General features: G+C 32.4%; 15 protein-coding genes. 2 read left to right on the forward strand and 13 right to left on the reverse strand.

The genetic code is table 11. From position 1 onward, the window contains the following. Positions 1-22: 22 nt before the first annotated feature. From PBV87_RS01295 to PBV87_RS01320, 6 genes are all read right to left on the reverse strand, one after another. On the reverse strand, positions 23-2395 hold the full coding sequence (locus PBV87_RS01295; protein ID WP_271010872.1) for a glycogen/starch/alpha-glucan phosphorylase: 2373 nt from the start codon (positions 2393-2395) through the stop codon (positions 23-25). A gap of 3 nt (positions 2396-2398) precedes the next feature. After that, complete coding sequence (gene malQ / locus PBV87_RS01300; protein WP_271010873.1) at positions 2399-3883, reverse strand: 4-alpha-glucanotransferase; 1485 nt, start codon at positions 3881-3883, stop codon at positions 2399-2401. Between the two features lie 145 nt (positions 3884-4028). After that, entirely contained in the window at positions 4029-5033 is a 1005-nt protein-coding gene (locus tag PBV87_RS01305) for a LacI family DNA-binding transcriptional regulator (protein ID WP_271010874.1), read from the reverse strand. Beyond that, positions 5030-6976, reverse strand: a complete 1947-nt coding sequence (locus tag PBV87_RS01310; RefSeq protein WP_271010875.1) for a molybdopterin-dependent oxidoreductase — start codon at positions 6974-6976, stop codon at positions 5030-5032. Before PBV87_RS01310 ends, PBV87_RS01305 begins: the two co-directional genes overlap by 4 nt. 10 nt (positions 6977-6986) lie before the next feature. Beyond that, complete coding sequence (locus PBV87_RS01315; protein ID WP_271010876.1) at positions 6987-7211, reverse strand: hypothetical protein; 225 nt, start codon at positions 7209-7211, stop codon at positions 6987-6989. A 185-nt stretch (positions 7212-7396) separates the two neighbouring features. Beyond that, on the reverse strand, positions 7397-9292 hold the full coding sequence (locus PBV87_RS01320; protein ID WP_271010877.1) for an endonuclease MutS2: 1896 nt from the start codon (positions 9290-9292) through the stop codon (positions 7397-7399). Between the two features lie 750 nt (positions 9293-10042). Between PBV87_RS01320 and PBV87_RS01325 the strand changes: the two genes are divergently transcribed. Together PBV87_RS01325 and PBV87_RS01330 are read left to right on the forward strand one after the other, a co-directional pair. After that, a complete protein-coding gene (locus PBV87_RS01325; protein WP_271010878.1) occupies positions 10043-10957 on the forward strand; it encodes a 5'-methylthioadenosine/S-adenosylhomocysteine nucleosidase in 915 nt (304 codons plus the stop codon). Positions 10958-11114: 157 nt separating this feature from the next. Continuing rightward, a complete protein-coding gene (locus PBV87_RS01330; RefSeq protein ID WP_271010879.1) occupies positions 11115-12086 on the forward strand; it encodes an alpha/beta hydrolase in 972 nt (323 codons plus the stop codon). Between the two features lie 105 nt (positions 12087-12191). Here PBV87_RS01330 and trxA read toward each other — a convergent pair whose 3' ends face one another. From trxA to PBV87_RS01365, 7 genes are all read right to left on the reverse strand, one after another. Continuing rightward, positions 12192-12506 (reverse strand): thioredoxin, encoded by a 315-nt coding sequence (trxA, locus tag PBV87_RS01335; RefSeq protein WP_271010880.1) that lies wholly within the window; start codon positions 12504-12506, stop codon positions 12192-12194. A 95-nt stretch (positions 12507-12601) separates the two neighbouring features. Continuing rightward, positions 12602-13081, reverse strand: a complete 480-nt coding sequence (locus PBV87_RS01340; protein WP_271010881.1) for a hypothetical protein — start codon at positions 13079-13081, stop codon at positions 12602-12604. Between the two features lie 168 nt (positions 13082-13249). Beyond that, on the reverse strand, positions 13250-13480 hold the full coding sequence (locus tag PBV87_RS01345; RefSeq protein ID WP_271010882.1) for a glutaredoxin domain-containing protein: 231 nt from the start codon (positions 13478-13480) through the stop codon (positions 13250-13252). Between the two features lie 2 nt (positions 13481-13482). Beyond that, entirely contained in the window at positions 13483-14418 is a 936-nt protein-coding gene (locus PBV87_RS01350; RefSeq protein ID WP_271010883.1) for an NAD(P)/FAD-dependent oxidoreductase, read from the reverse strand. Positions 14419-14429: 11 nt separating this feature from the next. Beyond that, positions 14430-15806 (reverse strand): FAD-dependent oxidoreductase, encoded by a 1377-nt coding sequence (locus tag PBV87_RS01355; RefSeq protein WP_271010884.1) that lies wholly within the window; start codon positions 15804-15806, stop codon positions 14430-14432. Between the two features lie 88 nt (positions 15807-15894). Then, on the reverse strand, positions 15895-16632 hold the full coding sequence (locus PBV87_RS01360) for an amino acid ABC transporter ATP-binding protein (RefSeq protein WP_271010885.1): 738 nt from the start codon (positions 16630-16632) through the stop codon (positions 15895-15897). 11 nt (positions 16633-16643) lie between these two features. Beyond that, positions 16644-18080 (reverse strand): ABC transporter permease subunit, encoded by a 1437-nt coding sequence (locus tag PBV87_RS01365; RefSeq protein WP_271010886.1) that lies wholly within the window; start codon positions 18078-18080, stop codon positions 16644-16646. Between the last annotated feature and the right edge of the window lie 169 nt (positions 18081-18249).

An 18249-nucleotide genomic window follows, 5' to 3' on the forward strand; every position in this document is an offset into this window, starting at 1 on the left:
TTTCATTTTGTTGTATTTTCCCCTATATTCTAATAGGTTTAATGTCCCATAAATCTTTAGCATATTCCATAATCGTTCTATCACTTGAAAATACGCCTGCATGTGCAATATTCATTAAGCACATTTTAGCCCAACTCATTTCATCTTGATAAGCTGTTAAAACTGCTTCTTGGGCTTCTTTAAATGCTTTAAAATCTGCTAATAGATAGTATTGATCTGGTTCATGCCAACTTGTTCCTTCAAGTAAAGAATCATGTAATTCTTCAAATTCTTCTGTGCCTCCATCAGAAAAAGTTCCATCTATTAAACTATCTATAACTCTCATAAGATTTTTGTCATTTTCATAAAATGCTTGTGGATCATACTCATCTTCTATTTGAGCTATATCTTCTACTCTTAAACCAAAGATAAAGTTATTCTCCTCTTTGCTTGCTTCTACAATTTCTACATTGGCACCATCATAAGTTCCAAAAGTAGGAGCCCCATTTAGCATAAACTTCATATTGCCTGTTCCTGAAGCTTCTTTTCCTGCCATAGAAATTTGTTTTGAAACATCTGCAGCTGGGAATAGCTTTTCTGCTAAAGATACACGATAGTTTTCTACAAACACTACTCTCATCTTTTGATTTACTTCTTCATCTTCATTTACTAGTTGTTGGATTTGTCCTATAAACTTAATGATAGCTTTAGCACGTTCATATCCTGGGAATGCTTTTGCACCAAAGATAAAGGTTACTGATGGCATTTCTTTAGTAGGATTTTCTTTTAATTCATAATATAAATCCAATATATAAAAAGCATTTAATAATTGGCGTTTGTACTCATGAAGACGTTTAATCTGAATATCAAATAGTGAATTTGGATCTATTTCAATCCCTTGTGTCTCTTTAATATACTCTGCAAGTTGAACCTTCTTGGTATGTTTAATAGCCATAAGCCTTTTTAAAACACTTTCATCATTTACATACTTTTCAAGTTCATCTAATTTACTAAGATCCATAACCCAGTCTTCATTTCCAAGAAGTTCTGTAATAAGTGCTGATAACTCTGGATTACAAAGACGCAACCATCTTCTTGGTGTAATTCCATTCGTCTTATTTTGGAACTTTTCAGGATAGAGTTCATACCACTGATGAAGTTCTCTTTCCTTTAAAATATCTGTATGAAGTTGTGCTACACCGTTAACTCCAAACCCTACATGAATAGCTAAATTAGCCATATGTACTTTTTCATCTTGTATAATGTGGAATTGTTCTAATACTTCTTCTTCATAATCTTTGTCTGCTAAAGTAGCTTCAAAGTGTTCATCTAATTTAATGATAATCTCACTTATTCTACTAAATAATTGCTCTATTAAATCCATTTCCCATTTTTCAAGAGCTTCTTGTAAAATAGTATGATTTGTATAAGCAAAAATTCTTTGGCTAATTGCTAATGCTTCCTCAAATTTTATGCCCTCTTCATCTACTAGAAGTCTTATAAATTCTGGGATTGCAAGCACTGGATGTGTATCATTTAACTGGATCACATGCCATTTATCAAAAGTTGTAAAGTCTAATCCATGCTCTTCTTTATGGCTTCTTATAATATCTTGTAATGAAGCACTTACCATGAAGTATTGTTGTCTAAGACGTAAGAGCTTTCCTTCTTCTTTTGAATCATTTGGATAAAGTACGCGAGATATATCTTCTGCTCTATTTTTCGCTTGAACGGCTTCATCATACTCTTGATTGTTAAATAATTCAAAATCAAAAGACTCTAAAAATTCTGCTTTCCAAAGTCTTAATGTATTCACATTTTTAGAACCGTATGCAATGATAGGTGTATCATAAGGAATTGCACGTACTGTAAAATCATCAAATGTAACTTCAACAGCTAAATCATCTTTACGAATACTCCAAGGGTCTCCATATTTTAGCCATTCATCAACACATTCAACTTGACTTCCATCTACGATTTTTTGGCTAAATAATCCATTGCTGTAACGAATTCCGTATCCTGAAAGTGGTATATTCATTACTGCTCCTGAATCCATAAAGCAAGCTGCTAATCTACCTAATCCGCCATTTCCAAGTCCTGCATCTTCTTCTATTTCTTCAATTTCATTAAGATTAATATGCATTTCTTCCAAAAGTTCTTTTACTTCATCATAAACTTGCATACTCATAAGGTTATTGCCAAGTGCTCTTCCCATTAAATACTCTGATGAGAAGTAATAAGCTCTTTTTTGCTTCTTATATATTTCTTGAGTTTGATTCCAGTTTTCTACGATCTCTTCTAAAAGTGCTAGTGATAAGCTATTCCATATTTGATAAGATACTGCTTTTTCAATAGACTTTCCATACTTTACTTGGCAATTTCTTTGCATGCTCTCTTTTAATTTTTGCTTATTCATAGGTCATTTACACCTTCCATAGAGTTTTGTTAAATTGTAAAGTTTCTCTGCCAACGCACCTGTTAAACTTGCTTCTGGCATACGCCATATCCAATTCCCACCTAAAGTTGAAGGTAAATTCATTCTAGCCTCATTTCCAAGGTCTAATAAGTCTTGCATCAGTGTAATTGCTACATCCCCTACACTACTCCATGCCCCTCTTATAAATCCCCAGTTTTGTCCTTCTTCATCATTAAGATGTAAATATGTCTTTGCATATGCTACATCTTCTTTCATTCCCGTCGTTTCCATCCAACCCTTTATGGTATCATTGTCATGGGTACCTGTATAAACAATACAATGTTTATAATATGTATGTGGTATGTAGTCACTTTGCTCCCTTGTGTCAAAAGCAAATTGTAATACTTTCATGCCTGGATAACCGGTAGCATCTCTAAATTCTAGAACTTCATCTGTTAAAAATCCTAAGTCTTCTGCAATAATATTAACTTCACCTAAATCTTCTCTAATCTGTTTGAAAAGTTTTAATCCTGGACCTTTAACCCATTTTCCATTTACTGCTGTCGTTTCTCCATATGGTACTTCCCAATAAGATTCAAATCCTCTAAAATGATCAATACGTATCACATCAAATAACTTCAAGCTTTCTTTAATGCGCATTACCCACCAAGCATATTCTGTCTTTTCTAAGTACTCCCAATCATATATAGGATTACCCCATAATTGTCCTGTCTCAGAAAATGCATCTGGTGGACATCCTGCAACCGTTATTGGATTTTTGTCTTCATCTAATTTGAATAACTCTGGATGTGCCCATGTATCACTACTATCACTTGCTACATAAATAGGAATGTCTCCTATGATTTGAATACCTAGTTCATTCACATAAGCCTTCAATTCATTCCATTGTTTATAAAACTCATACTGAATGAATTCCCAAAATCCAATTTCATCAGCTAAACTCATCCTATAATGTTTCATACTTTCTTCTTTGCGTAACTTAATATCTAAATCCCATTCTTGCCAACTTACAAAATTCATTTTTTCTTTGATTGCCATATACATGGCATAATCATTAAGCCAACTCTTATTCTCTACTACAAACTCTTTTATTTCATTATTTAAAACCTTTTTAGCTTTTAAATAAGCCTTTTTTAATACCTTATATCTTGTATCAAACAGCCACTTATAATCAACTTGATCGTTTTTGCCTTTGTAAATTACTTTTTGCAAATCTTTTTTCTCTAGAAGCCCTTCTTTAGCCAAAATATCTAAGTCAATAAAGTACGGATTGCCTGCAAACGCTGAGAAGGATTGATATGGCGAATCACCATACCCCGTATGTCCTAATGGTAGTATTTGCCAATAGCTTTGCCCTGATTCCTTTAAGAAATCTGCAAATTTATAAGCACTTGCTCCAAAAGTTCCTATCCCATGTTTTTCAGGTAATGATGAAATATGCATAATAATACCACTACTTCTTTTCATGCTGTCCACCCCTTTTGGTATCGTTACCGGAAACGTTTCTAATAAGATATTACAAAAAAAATAGCAACAATACAATATTTTTACAACTTTTTCTTTAATTTTGTGTAAAATTTGCATTATTGCTATTCATTTTTGTGAATTTTTACTATATTTCTATACAAGAATTTCCTTCTATAAGATCTGCATCTAATAAGATAGATATGGACTGCTTATTGCCATTCAATTGTTCAAAAAGTAAATCAGCGCTCAATTTGGCCATTTCTTCCCTAGGTTGCTTAACTGTTGTAATAGTTGGTGTGTAATATTGTGCAATATCCATTCCATCAAATCCTACAATTGAGATATCCTGTCCTATTTGTAGCCCACTATCTGTTATAGCTTTAGCCACACCTATAGCCATACTATCTGATACAGCAAAAATAGCCGTAGGTTTCTTATTCTGTAAAAGCTTTATTGTTTCTTCATAAGCTTTCTCCATAAGATAGTGCCCCTTAAGTACATTTTCTTTATCAAATGGTATATTACTCTCTTCAAGTGCTCTACAATATCCCTTGTATCTTTCTAAGCTGGCTGCTTCTTTTTCATCACAGATCATAATACTAATATCTTTATGGCCTTTTTCAATCAAATAGTTAACCGCTTTATAAGCAGCCTCTTCATTGTTAATATCAATAATAGATACATGCTGCTTATTATTCATAGCAACAGGTAGGTTAATAGAAGTTAAGATGATAGGTACATCGATATGTTTAAAGGTATCTTCCTGTATATCATTAAATTTTCCACCAAGGCATATAACACCTTGTAATTTTCTTTCTTTTATAAATCTTAACGTACTCTCAATATCATCCTCTTCAACTTCTGTATGTTGTAAGAGCATTGTATAACCTTCAAATTGAATTTTTTTACTGATTATACTAACCATCTCAGATAAAAAAGGGTTGAAAATCCCTTTAATCAGTATACCAATATTTTTTGTACTGATTTGTTTAAGTACCCTAGCACTACTATTGGGGATATAGTTATATTCTTTTATAATGTTTAAAACATGTTCTCTTGTTTCTTTTTTTACATCTGGGTGATTGTTCACCACTCGCGACACTGTACTTACCCCTACACCCGACAACCTTGCAATATCTTTAATATTCATTTATCTCTTCCCTTCAGCCTTACAAATGTTTCATTGTATGTTACTTGTCCACCTATATCTGATATTCCTGATTCAGTTATCCAATTAGGATTCCCATGTTTTTTCCACCAACCTACATACATCATAACAACATGGTCACCAATATGATCATCTATCTCTAATTTTACTTGTATTGCACCTTTTTCAGATTCTAAATAAATGATTTCCCCATCTTCAAACTCATGCCTTTTTGCCATTTTAGAATTAATATAGGCCTTTGCTATCCCATCCTTATCCATAAAATGTTGACTAAATAAAGAGTCTCTACTATGATTGGTTAGCAATCTAAATTGATTATCTCTTTGCCTATGATTTTGTTTATCCTCTTCAGTAAATGCATCTTTATTAAAAAGAATTTCAAATTTTCCTGATGGGGTAAGAAATACCTTATCCTTCCAAGCAATGCTTTCATGTAAAGTGAAATAATGATTGATTAAATACTCTAAGCTCATTTCTTCGTGCTTTTCTTTGAGTGGTTCTATTACTTTATCTAAATATTCTCTCTTGCTTACTTGAGGATAATCTTTTAACTCTAGCTTCATAGCTAAGGCTCTATAAAAAGCATACTCATCCATTAATGCCTCTTTAGGTTCTAACGCTTTCTCATTATAAGTTATATAAGGATTTGTCATTGAACTAAAAAGTAAATCTTCACTTTCCAAAACTGTTGTTGTTGGAATGAATAAATCACATACCTGTGCTGTATCAGTTAAAAACAAATCAAAGCATACTTTAAACTCAATCTTTTGTAAGGCTTCTTCTAAGCTTCTAAGATCTGGTAGCTGGTTAAGTAAATTACTTTTTGTTATAATAGCTATTTTGATATCATTTTCTTGGATAAAGTCACTTATATGACTTACATAAAACGCTTGATTATTAGCATAACCCTCACTATTATATGGATCTAAATTTAAAACATTTGGGTAAACTTTATTTGCGTAGTTAACACCACCACCGCTTACGCCTATTTGACCTGTTAATGCTGCTAATGCATCTATCAGCCAAATTGTATTACCTCCGTAAGCATACTTTTGTAAGCCATATCCTAAAAGAATAGTTGCATAGAAATCTGTATACTTTTCTACTAAGAAGTCTACTTCAGCTTCTGTCACACCTGCTTTTTCACATAGTTTTTCCATATTAAATGTTTCCACATAATCCCTATATGCCTCAAATCCATTGACATATTTTGATATATATTCTTTGTTATATAGGTTCTTTTCAATAATTTTTTTAGCCATTGCTAAAGCTAATGCACCATCACCACCAGCTTTAATCCTAACATATTTGTCTGCTTGCGTAGCTGTTGCAGTACATATAGGATCAATTACAATAACATAACTTCCTTGTTGCTTAGCTTTCTTAATCATTTGCATTGTATGAATTGTTGTATATGCAGGATTTTTGCCCCATACTATAATCGTCTTACTATTTAACATATCTTCTAATGCATGACTTCGTACATCCCCAAAGTTCTGGTTCTGTGCTGCAATACCTGCACTCCAGCAAGGCCCGCCTTTTTGCTTAGAAACACCACCAAAAAAGTTAAAAAATACATCACCTATACTTTTAAGTACACTTCCACTTCCATACTGTTCATAATACAAAATAGACTTTGAACCATACGCTTCTTTATACATTCCTAATTTTTGAGCCATAAGTTCTATAGCCTGGTTAAAAGAAATCTCTTGCCATTTTCCATCTACTTTAAGTAATGGACTATATTGTCTCTCTGGATGATTGGTACGGTCTAAATGCATTAATCCCTTTTTACAAATAAAACCTTTGGTATAAGGATGTTCCTTATCTCCTTCAATTTTTATAACTTGATTTTCATCTACATAAACATTAAATTTACAACAATCAAAACAATCTAGTGTACATCCAAGACTTAATTTTTTCATATGATCCCTCCTATATATTATTTATTTTACCCTTTATTTTTTTTAGGAATTGATCTTTAAGTGCATTTTTATCTTCTAATTCTTTTATTTTCTTATTTAAATATTTTATATGCTCTATGGTCACTTTAGCTCCATTTTTATTAACTACATCATCACTTTCTAATACTTCATTAAGCCAGTGTAAGGTTGAATTTTTTATCATTTCATTATACGTATTGTCTTCTCTACCAAACATTATTTGTTCTCCTTCTATTCTCAACTAGTCATCTGCTTTTTATTTATTATAAACTATATAATACCTCAAAATATAATCTTTTTACTTTTTTCGCCTTTTATATCTATTAAATTTAAAAAATTATTCTATAAAGAAAAGCCTTCAACATACTTACTATATGTTGAAAGCCTTTTAAATTAATCTTTCTAATTACTTATTTTACTTTCTTTGCGAATTTTCTTAAGCGCTTTTTTTGAACCTCTTGCAATATCATGCTCTAGCTTTCTTTCTTTGAAACTTGTAAAAAGGCTGTCTAGATCATAATCTGCAGGATATAAATCTCTTGCACGGAGTTTTAATTTCACTCTTCTCTCATCTGCTTCTACTAATTCACCTTTATAAAATACAATTAGAGATTCTAATTGAGTCTTTGGCTTATAAACGATTGCTTCTTCACCATACTCTAACAATATAACTTTATCGCCCTTTTCTAATATTTCTCTTTGTACTTCTTGTTCTTTGGTATTCTCTATGTGTAGTCTTTTTCTCTTAGGCTCAACTGTCTCGTAGTTATAGCATTTTTCTTTCATATAACGTGCTGCATTCTTTAGAATATCTGCTCCAATGCCCATCTTCTTTGCGATCCATAATGCATTACTTTCTCCTGCTTGACCTATGAGAAGTTTATAAAGGGGTTCTAAAGTTTCTCTATTAAATTGCATCGCTGCATTTTCAAAGTCAGGATGTCCTGCTGAGAAATCTTTGATTTCATTGTAGTGGGTTGTTGCAACCGTAATAGCACCTTTTTGATAGAGTGCTTCTAATATAGCAATAGCTAGCGCTGCACCCTCCCCAGGCTCTGTCCCACTTCCTATTTCATCAAATAGAAGTAGAGTAGATTTATTTGTGTTATTTACGATTGAGGCTAGGTTTTTGACATGAGATGAAAAAGTACTTAAAGCATTCTCAAGGCTTTGACCATCACCAATATCTACATATACTTTATCAAACACAGACATCTTTGTGCCTTCACCTACTGGTATATGAAAACCGGATTGCATAGCAAGTGTTAATAAGCCTACTGTCTTTAAAACAATTGTTTTCCCACCTGCATTTGGACCTGTTATGATTAAGCTACGATAATCTGTCCCTATCTTAAAGTCTAGTGGTACCACTTTACCTTTTAGAAGAGGGTGGCGGCCTTGCTTAATCTCAACCATGCCATAATCATTAATTTGTGGGCTTCTTCCATCTAAACTTTTGCTATATTTTGCTTTAGCAAAAATCATATCATATTGTCCCATAACTTCCATATTACGTTTGATACTGTCACACTTTTCATATACAAGACCTGTTAGGTAAGATAATACTTTATACTCTTCCATAGATTCTTCTACTTGTAGATTCAGTAACTCAGCTGTATATTTATTTACACTATTAATTTCCATGAATGCTGTTTTATCTGTACTTTCAACCACAGTTCCTTCAACTTTATTCTTATAAGCAAGTTTAATAGGTACAGTTAACTTTTCTTGCCTTTTACTAATAAAGAACTCTTGAATATAAGATTTATTATGAGGATTTTTTAAGAACTGGTTCAATCTTTCTTCTATTTTATCTTCTGCTATTGCCATATGTCTTCGAATCTTCTTTAACGTATTACTGGCTTCATCGCAAACTTTATTGTTACGTACTGCATATTCTATTTCTTCTTCAATAGTCGGAAAAGGTTGAATACATAGGCTATAGCCTTGTAGCATGGGTACTTCGATGCTCCTATCCTTCATATAAGTTTGGATCTTCTGACATCCTCTTAAGAAGGCTGCAATTTGCGTAATTTGTTCCTCGTTTAGGATGATATCCTTTTCTACCTTCTCTATAAGCTCAGCAATATTTGAAATCCCTTGTAATGGTACACTCCCTGTACAATCAAGTAGGCGCCTTGCCTCAGTTGTCTCTTCTAATCTATTTAATACCACCTTTTTATTGCCACTTGGCATTAAATCTCTTATAAGCTTTTTCCCTAAACTACTTACACAGTAAGATTCTACGATTTCTTTCATCTCGTTATATTGTAATTTTTCAAATACTTCATTATTCATTATTTATAGGTCTCCTTTAATTTCAATCACTACTTGGACCTTTGCTTACACATCTACAAATAAATACAAGATAGCACACATGCTATTTTAAAATTAGATTTTAATATTCTCATCTTGTATAACTCTATCCTAAATTATGTCTTTTACCACATCTAGAACTATCATCTTTTTATTTCTTAATATGCTATTAAATCTTATCTTTCCTAAAATATAAAAAAGGCAACGTACAAAAATACGCTGCCTTCACTTATACCATTTCTATTATACATTATAAATAGCCTCATTCTACCATGCTTAAAGCATCTTCAATAAGTAGGCATAACTATAATGTTGACCGAATAGACATGTTTAGTTGTGCGTTTTGTATCTTCATAGATTTGCAAACAAAGGTATCACAAACAAAGGGTATAATTACCCCTAGTTTTAATAACTTTTGTTTACCATATTTAATTAATCTATTTTAGATACCTCCACACTCACAAACATGTCTCCTTTACTATTATGATGATAACATTATATGCAATAATGCTGTTGCTGTCAAAGTAAATTTATTCTATATCTTAAATTTATCTACTTTATCTTATGAACCATAGATTTCTATCTCACAATATATTTATAAAACCGCTTTTAAGCATCGAACATTTTAATCATTTTTATAAACAATGTTCGAATCAATTGTTGACTCTTTATATTCTTCCTTATATAATGAGTTCATAAATAGACTAACGTTCAACTTGAGGAGATACTAACATGAATAAACTTTTTAAAAAAGCTCTTACACTTTTTGCAGTAGCATCTATCGGTGCTGTAATGATGGGTGCAGCACCTGCAAATACAGTTAATAACGAAATGATTCCAGCGATCAAGCTTGTTGAGGCAACTCAAAGACCACTTCTTATCCAAGGTGCAATGGATGTTGAAACTGAAATTATGATGGCAGCACTTGAAAATCCTGAAGATATTACTTTAGGTGTTTGGAAATATACAACAGGTACATTAAATGGTTATCCTGTTGTAATCTCTAGAACACGTATTGGTATGGTCAATGCAGCAGCCTCTACTACACTTGCTATTGAACATTTCAATCCTGTAGCAATTATTAACCAAGGTACAGCAGGGGGACATGATCCTGAACTTCACAAATATGATATTGTACTTGGTAAAGAAGTAGTAAACATGGGTGCATTCAAAACAGACTTTACAGAAAAAAGTGAAGGTATTCATCCAACAACATGGAAACCTATGACTCTTGAAATCGTAGATAACCAAACTGGTGAATGGACTGAAGTAGGTAGTTTCCCTGCTGATGAAGCACTTCTTGCTGCAGCAAATAGTGTAAAGGATACGCATACAAAAGGTAAAGTTGTTGAAGGTACTGTAGGCTCTGCCGATGAATGGAATAAAGAAATTGATCGTATTTTATGGCTTAACGAAACCCTTGGTACATCTGCAGAGGAAATGGAAACTGCTGCTGCTGCTCAAATTGCAGCAACTTATGATATTCCATTCTTAAGTATTCGTATCTTATCAAATAATGAAGTACATAAAGAAGCCTATGACCGTACAACAGGTGAAGATTCTCAAGCTTTCACTTTACAAGTTGCAAAAGCATATATCGATAACTACTTATTAGTAGAAACTGAAGAAGTCACTACAACAAAATAATTTATTATCCCCCATGCCTAAAAAATATTTCTGGGCATGGGGGATAATCTTTTTTATAAATGATCTTTCCTGTTATTTATTTTGATAATCAAATATTTCCTTCATCAAACTTTCATGCTATAATATGAAACACTAAAGGACATCAAGGAGCGTGACAATGAAAAAATTCAAAAAAATTATAATTGGTATTATTGTCTTCATTCTACTTATAGGGACGATTGCCGTAGGATTTGGCGCAAACTACTTATATGATTTAGCATTAAACCCCTATACATCAAAAGACTTAATATTCGGTTCTGACGACGAGGATTCTGATGATGCAGTCAATCAAAATGAAACAAGTGGTGTGAGTACTATAGATGATCAAACATGGTTATTAGAACACAGTGGCTATGAGGACTTATTTATGACCTCTAGAGATGGTTTAAAACTCCATAATTATGTTCTTACTCAGCCAAACTCTAATAAATGGATGATTACTGTGCATGGCTATACTTCTGAAGGTGTATTAATGGCTCCTTATGCTAGAAAATTTTATGATATGGGCTACAATGTAATCATTCCAGATCTTAGAAGTCATGGTCAAAGTGAAGGTGACTATATCGGAATGGGATGGGATGAACGCTTTGATATTATTGATTTAGTTAGCTATATTGTAGAAAATAACCACGATGCTCAGATCACTCTATTTGGTGTTTCGATGGGCGCTGCAACTGTTATGAATGTTTCAGGTGAAGAACTTCCAAGTAACGTTAAGGCCGTTATTGAAGACTGTGGCTATACCTCTGTTTGGGATCAATTTGCTTACCAACTAGATGACCTCTTCGGCTTACCAGCTTTCCCTATGATGCACACTGCAAGCTTAGTTGGTAAATTACGTGCTGGTTATTGGATAGGAGAAGCCTCTAGTATTGAGCAAGTCAAAAAATCTATAACACCTACACTATTCATTCATGGTAATGCTGATGATTTTGTTCCATACTTTATGCTAGATGAATTATATGCTGCTTCAAATGCTGAGAAAGAAAAGTTAGTCATAGAAGGTGCCGGACATGCAAAATCAAAAGATGTAAATCCTGAACTCTACTGGTCAACTATTACAAACTTCTTAGATAAATATGTAGATTAAAGACTAAGTACTTGTTTACAATCTAAACTAAAAAAAGTAGAAGCTTAAATTAAAGAGCTTCTACTTTTTTATCTATATGAACTAGTTTAAACTAGGCTAAACAACTTATTTAGCTTGTTCTATCATTGATATTAGAGCTGTCTTAGGTTGAAAACCTACACTTGTATGACGGACTTCTCCATTCACAAACATCTTAATAGTAGGTATACTTTGAACGCTATATTTTGCTGCTAATTCTGTATTTTCATCTACATTTACTTTTACTATTTTTGCATGGTTTACTTCAGCTTGCACTTCTTCTAATATTGGTGCTAACATTTTACATGGTCCACACCAATCTGCGTAGAAATCTACTACTACAACGCCTTCTGCCTCTAATACTTCCATTTGAAACTCATTTTTATTAATATGTTTAATCATAAACAGTGCCTCCTATGTTTCTAATCATTTCTTATCTTTATTCTATCTGTTATTCTTCTTTTCAACAATTAGGCACTTTAAAGTGACCGCTCATCTTATAAAGTATCTAATAATTGGAGCACTAAGAAATTGGAGACTGCATTTGTTGCTAGTAATTCATATTGTACAAGAGGCTCATTAGAACTTAAGCAACTTGTTAAATTCGTTATAATTAGATCTAGATAAGATGTTGCTGTAATAAGCCTTTCTATAGAAGTCAATTGTACTTTATTAAGTTCAGTTTCTGCTTTGTACTTTCTTAGCTTATCTTCTAACTTATTTCTCTCTTCACCATAGTAAGCTAATACCTTAAGATTATTTACATTATCTTTTCCATGTACAAAATTAATATAGCCACTTTCTGCCGTGGAGGCTATTTGTTTTTGTAAATTACTCACTTCATCATAGAATACTTTTATCTCATTTTCGATACCTTTCGCTTCTACACTCTTACCTAGTATACTCATACAAAAACTTACACTTAATAAGCATATAAGTAATAGATGCATATAGTATTTAATTCTATATTTATTCATAGTTCACCTCTGACATTTCTCTAATTAGAATTATTGTCTGCGTAATGCTTCTTCTTTATACTTTATAATTGGTAACTCTTCATCATATAAAAATGCCATGTACTTTTTAAAATGTACATGGCATTTTTATTTATCTGTTTATATTTATTGCTATGCGTGTGTAAGACTCTAAATTTCTGTCAAAGCTTTATCGATTGCTGCTTTATCAAAACCGATAATAATATGTTCATTAATTGTTGTTACGGGTACTGATCTTTGCCCTGAAACTTCTAAAACAATATTTCTATCTTCTTTTGCATCTGCTACTGTTACTACTTCATAAGGCACATTTTTACTTTCTAAATATTTTTTAACTTTTTGACAAGGTCCACACCATTCTACTGAATATACTTTAATCATTATTATCTCTCCTTTTGTGTTGTTATATATTGTTCTGCTTTAAGTGCAGCTATTGTACCATCTGCTACAGCAGTTGTAATTTGCTTAAATTCTTTTTCTCTTATATCACCCACTGCATAGACACCTCTAATATTAGTCTCCATACTTTCATTGGTTGTAATATACCCTGCAGATGTTAGATGAACATCTTCTTTAAATAGCTCAGTTTTCGGTTCTGTTCCTATATAGCCAAAAACTGCTTTAAGAGGTATCTCTTTGGTTTCTTCTGTTTTTGTACTCTTTATAATCGCCTTATCTACAAATGTTTCGCCGGTTACATCTACAAGATCCCAATTGTACATAATTTCAATATTAGGAGTCTTCTCTACTGCTTCTAATACTTTTGCCTCGCCTTTAAAGTAATCATATCTTCTAATTATAATAACTTTAGATGCAAGTTTTGCTAAAAACATAGATTCTTCTAATGCAGCATTACCTCCACCAATAACAGCAATTACTTCATCTTTATAACTTGCGCCATCACATACACCACAGTAATGAATACCTTTTCCTAAATACTTTGACTCACTTGGAATAGGTAACTTTTTAGGATTGGCTCCTGTTGCAATAATCACTGCTTTAGGTTTATAAATATAGTCTCCTGTTTCAACAATCTTTTCTTCATCCTTTAATGATACACGCTCTATAAAATCAAATTCATCAATTTGAGTCCCTAAAGCTACTGCTTGCTGCTCTATTTTATCTGCAAGTTCATTTCCTTTAATACTTTCAAATCCTGGATAATTTTCTATAGTATAACTTAATCGAACCTGACCACCTATAATATTATTTTCTAATACTAAAGTTTCAAGACCTGCTCTTGTTGCATAAATTGCAGCTGTTAGTCCTGCAGGTCCTGCTCCTACAATAATAAGATCTACTTCTTTAATAGGTTTCATAACTTTGCTCCTTAGATTAATCCAAATAATTCATTTAAAGCTTCACTCATCGTTGGATGTGTAAAGATATGATCTCTTAAAAATGTATAGTCTTGATCTAATTCCATAGCTGTACTTACAATATTTATCATCTCACTTGACTCTGCACAAAGTAATGTACATCCTAGTATTTTGTTTGTTTTTGCATCAACTATTGCTTTCATTACACCTTCTATTTCATTAATCACTCTTGCTCTTGGCACTGCTGCAACAGGAAGCTTTGCAACTTTGATATCATATCCTTTTGCTCTTGCTTCACTTTCACTTAATCCTACTCTAGATAAGTTTGGTTCAATAAACACTGAGTAAACTGTAAACTTTCTATCCTCTACTGTACGTTTCCCTTCACCAAATAAATTATCTTTAACAATTCTAAAGTCATCTAGTGAAATATAAGTAAATTGTGGCCCTCCATTTACATCTCCTAGTGCCCATATATGCGGTACACTTGTTTGTAGTCTACTATCCACTACAACTGCACCTCTTTCATTAACCTCTACGCCTGCTACTTGAAGATTAAGTTCTTCTGTATTAGGTTTTCTACCTGTAGCAATTAATACAGCATCTCCTATAAGTTGCATTTGTTCATTAGATACGTTATTCGTATAGTTTACAACAACCTCATCCTCTTTGTTTTCAAAAGCATCTACCTTTGAATTAAGTACAAACTTAATACCTTTCTTCTCTAAGACCTCTTTCACTACTTCTGAAATATCTTCATCCTCTCTCATAGCAATGCGATCTGAAGATTCAATAACTGTTACTTTTGAACCAAAGGTTGCATAAATAGATGCAAACTCTAAGCCTATATAGCCACCACCAACAATTACTAAATGCTTAGGTAATTCTGTATGCTCCATAATCGTTGTACTCGTATAGATTTTATTACTCTCATGAATACCTGGGATATTAGGAACTATCGTTGTAGCTCCTGTATTAATAAATATCTTTTCACCTTTTAACTCTATCATACCCTCTTTAGTTTTGACCTGAATGATTGAGTCTGATACAAAAGAAGCGGCTCCATTATAGATTTCTATATTAGGATTATCATTTAACATATTGAAATTTTTAGTTCTAAGCATTTCTACTAAGCTATGTTTTTCCTCTATCGCTTGTCTATATTCTGCTGCCTTTTCCTCAAAACTATTAAGTCCCTTATAAAGGGCTACTTTTGCTTTGTGAACTAATTTCTTAGTAGGAATACATCCGATATTAATACAAGTTCCACCATACATTTGCTCTGACTTTTCAATAACTGCTACCTTTTTTCCTTGCTTTGCCATAAAACCTGCTAATGTTTTACCGCCTTTACCAAATCCAATAATAACTGCATCGTATTGATTCATTTTGCTTGCCTCCGCTGTCTATTTTTTATCTTATCTAGATTGTATCTCCTGACTAATTTATAAACAATTAGGTACTTTTAAGTAACTACTAATGCCATGCCACATTTGCTAAAAATGCTTTTGTTCTTTCTTCTTGTGGATTTAAAAGTACTTTTTGTGGATTTCCTTGCTCTACTATAATGCCTTGATCCATAAAAATAACTCTATCTGCTACATCTCGTGCAAAAGATAGTTCATGAGTTACAATGAGCATGGTAATATGCTCTTTTGCTAAATCTTGAATGACACTTAGGACTTCTCCTACCATTTCTGGGTCTAATGCTGAAGTCGGTTCATCAAACAATATAACTTGTGGATTTAAAGCAACAGCACGTGCTATAGAAACCCTTTGTTTTTGCCCTCCAGATAAGTTTTTAGGATAGACATCTTGCTTTTGATGCATATTTACTTTTGTAAGTATTTCTTCTGCAATAGACTTGCTCTTGACTTTATCGATTTTTTTAACTATCGTCAGTCCTTCCATAATGTTTTCTAGCACTGTTTTATTATTAAAAAGATTAAAGTTTTGAAAAACCATAGCTGATTTTGATCTTAATTTTTTAATGTCTTCATTTGAATATTTTGTTACATCTACTGTAATATCATCCATTGTAATCTTTCCCTTTGTGGGTATCTCCAAATAATTAAGACATCTTAAAAAGGTAGACTTACCTGAGCCTGAAGGACCTATTATAGCTACAACTTCTCCTTGTGATACCTCTAAATCTATCTGCTTCAGCACTTCTAAATCTCCATAGTTCTTTCCTAATCCTTGAACACGAATCATTTTCTTCCCTCCTAATACCTAGCCATTTTTTTCTCTATTAATTTCTGTATATAGTTAAATATTTCTATTAATATCCAGTACACAATTGCAACAACTATATAACTCTCAAAAAATTTATAATTAGTAGAAGCTACCATTTGAGCTTTTGCAAGCATCTCTGCTACACCAATAGTAAAGGCTAGAGAAGAGCCTTTTACTATATCAATATAAATGTTTCCAATAGCAGGTATAGACATCCTCATAACTTGTGGTAAAAGAATACGTTTAATAGCTTGGATAGGTTGCATACCTATTGTTAGACAAGCCTCCATTTGTCCTTTATCTATTGATTGAAAACTTCCTCTAAGTACCTCTGCAATATAAGCTGATGCATTTAAGCCTAAAGCTATATACGTAGCTGTAAAGCCTCCCATTCCTTTTAGTCCATGAAAAATTTGAGGCAAACCAAAATACAATAAAAACAATTGAACTAACAAAGGTGTTCCTCTAAAAAATGCTACATAAACTGATAAAATTTGCTCTATTCCTCTTACTCTTAAATACCTAATAACTGCAATGAGAATCCCAGTAATAAGTCCAATAATGATTGAAATAATAGATAGTAATAAGGTTACTTTAACTCCAGATAAAACAGCTCTTAACAAATCACCAACAAAGTTACTTTCATTCTTTGCACTCACATCTGTATTAAGCCATTTATTAGAAATCTGTTGTAATATTCCTTCATCTGTCATTTGAGTTAATACTTGATTGACCTCTGATACTAACTTTTGATTACGATCATTTTTTGCAAATACAAATGCATTTTCTACTTTTTCAAAGGTATCTCCAGCTAAAGCTAGTGGCAAATTTTTTTCTTGAATATTAATGAGTGCAGAAATTTTATCAATTACAACTGCATCAATACGTCCAATCATTAAATCATTAAAAGCCGTATCTGTGCTTTGATAGGTAATAATCTCTCCTCCACTATTCTTAGCCTTTAAGATTTGCTCATAATTGCTCCCTAAATCTACCCCTACACGCTTACCTTGAAGGTCTTCAAAAGAATGTATTTGTACACTACTATCTTTTGCTACAACAATTTGAGCACCACTTACTACATAGGGATTTGAAAAATAATATTTCTTACTTCTTTCTTCTGTTATTGTTATTTGGTTTGCGATTACATCAATTTTATCTGAATCTAACATACCAAAAAGACCACTAAATGAAGCATTTTTATATTCAATGTCATAGCCTAGTCTATGTCCTATTTCATCCCATACATCAATTTCAAATCCTTGTGGCTGATCTCCTTCTACAAATGTAAAAGGATAATAAGTTCCTGATGTCCCTACACGAATGATCTTACTATTATTATTTACCTCTGTTGCATGAATTGTTATTAAACTTAGTAACGTAATTAAACTGAAAACAATCAGTATTATCCCTTTTTTCTTTCTCACGCTTATACCTCTTTTCCATTAACTATTGACTCTATTACATTAATTGATAACCTTTATGAGTTCAATTAGTTACTTTTTAGTAATTAGTTTTGCTCTTCTAACGCCTTCAATACATAGTCTTCTATATTATTTGTTCTAATATCCATAAGTATAGTGTTTACCCTTTCAT

The organism is Holtiella tumoricola, assembly GCF_027857615.1.
Taxonomy (GTDB): Bacteria; Bacillota; Clostridia; order Lachnospirales; family Cellulosilyticaceae; genus Holtiella; species Holtiella tumoricola.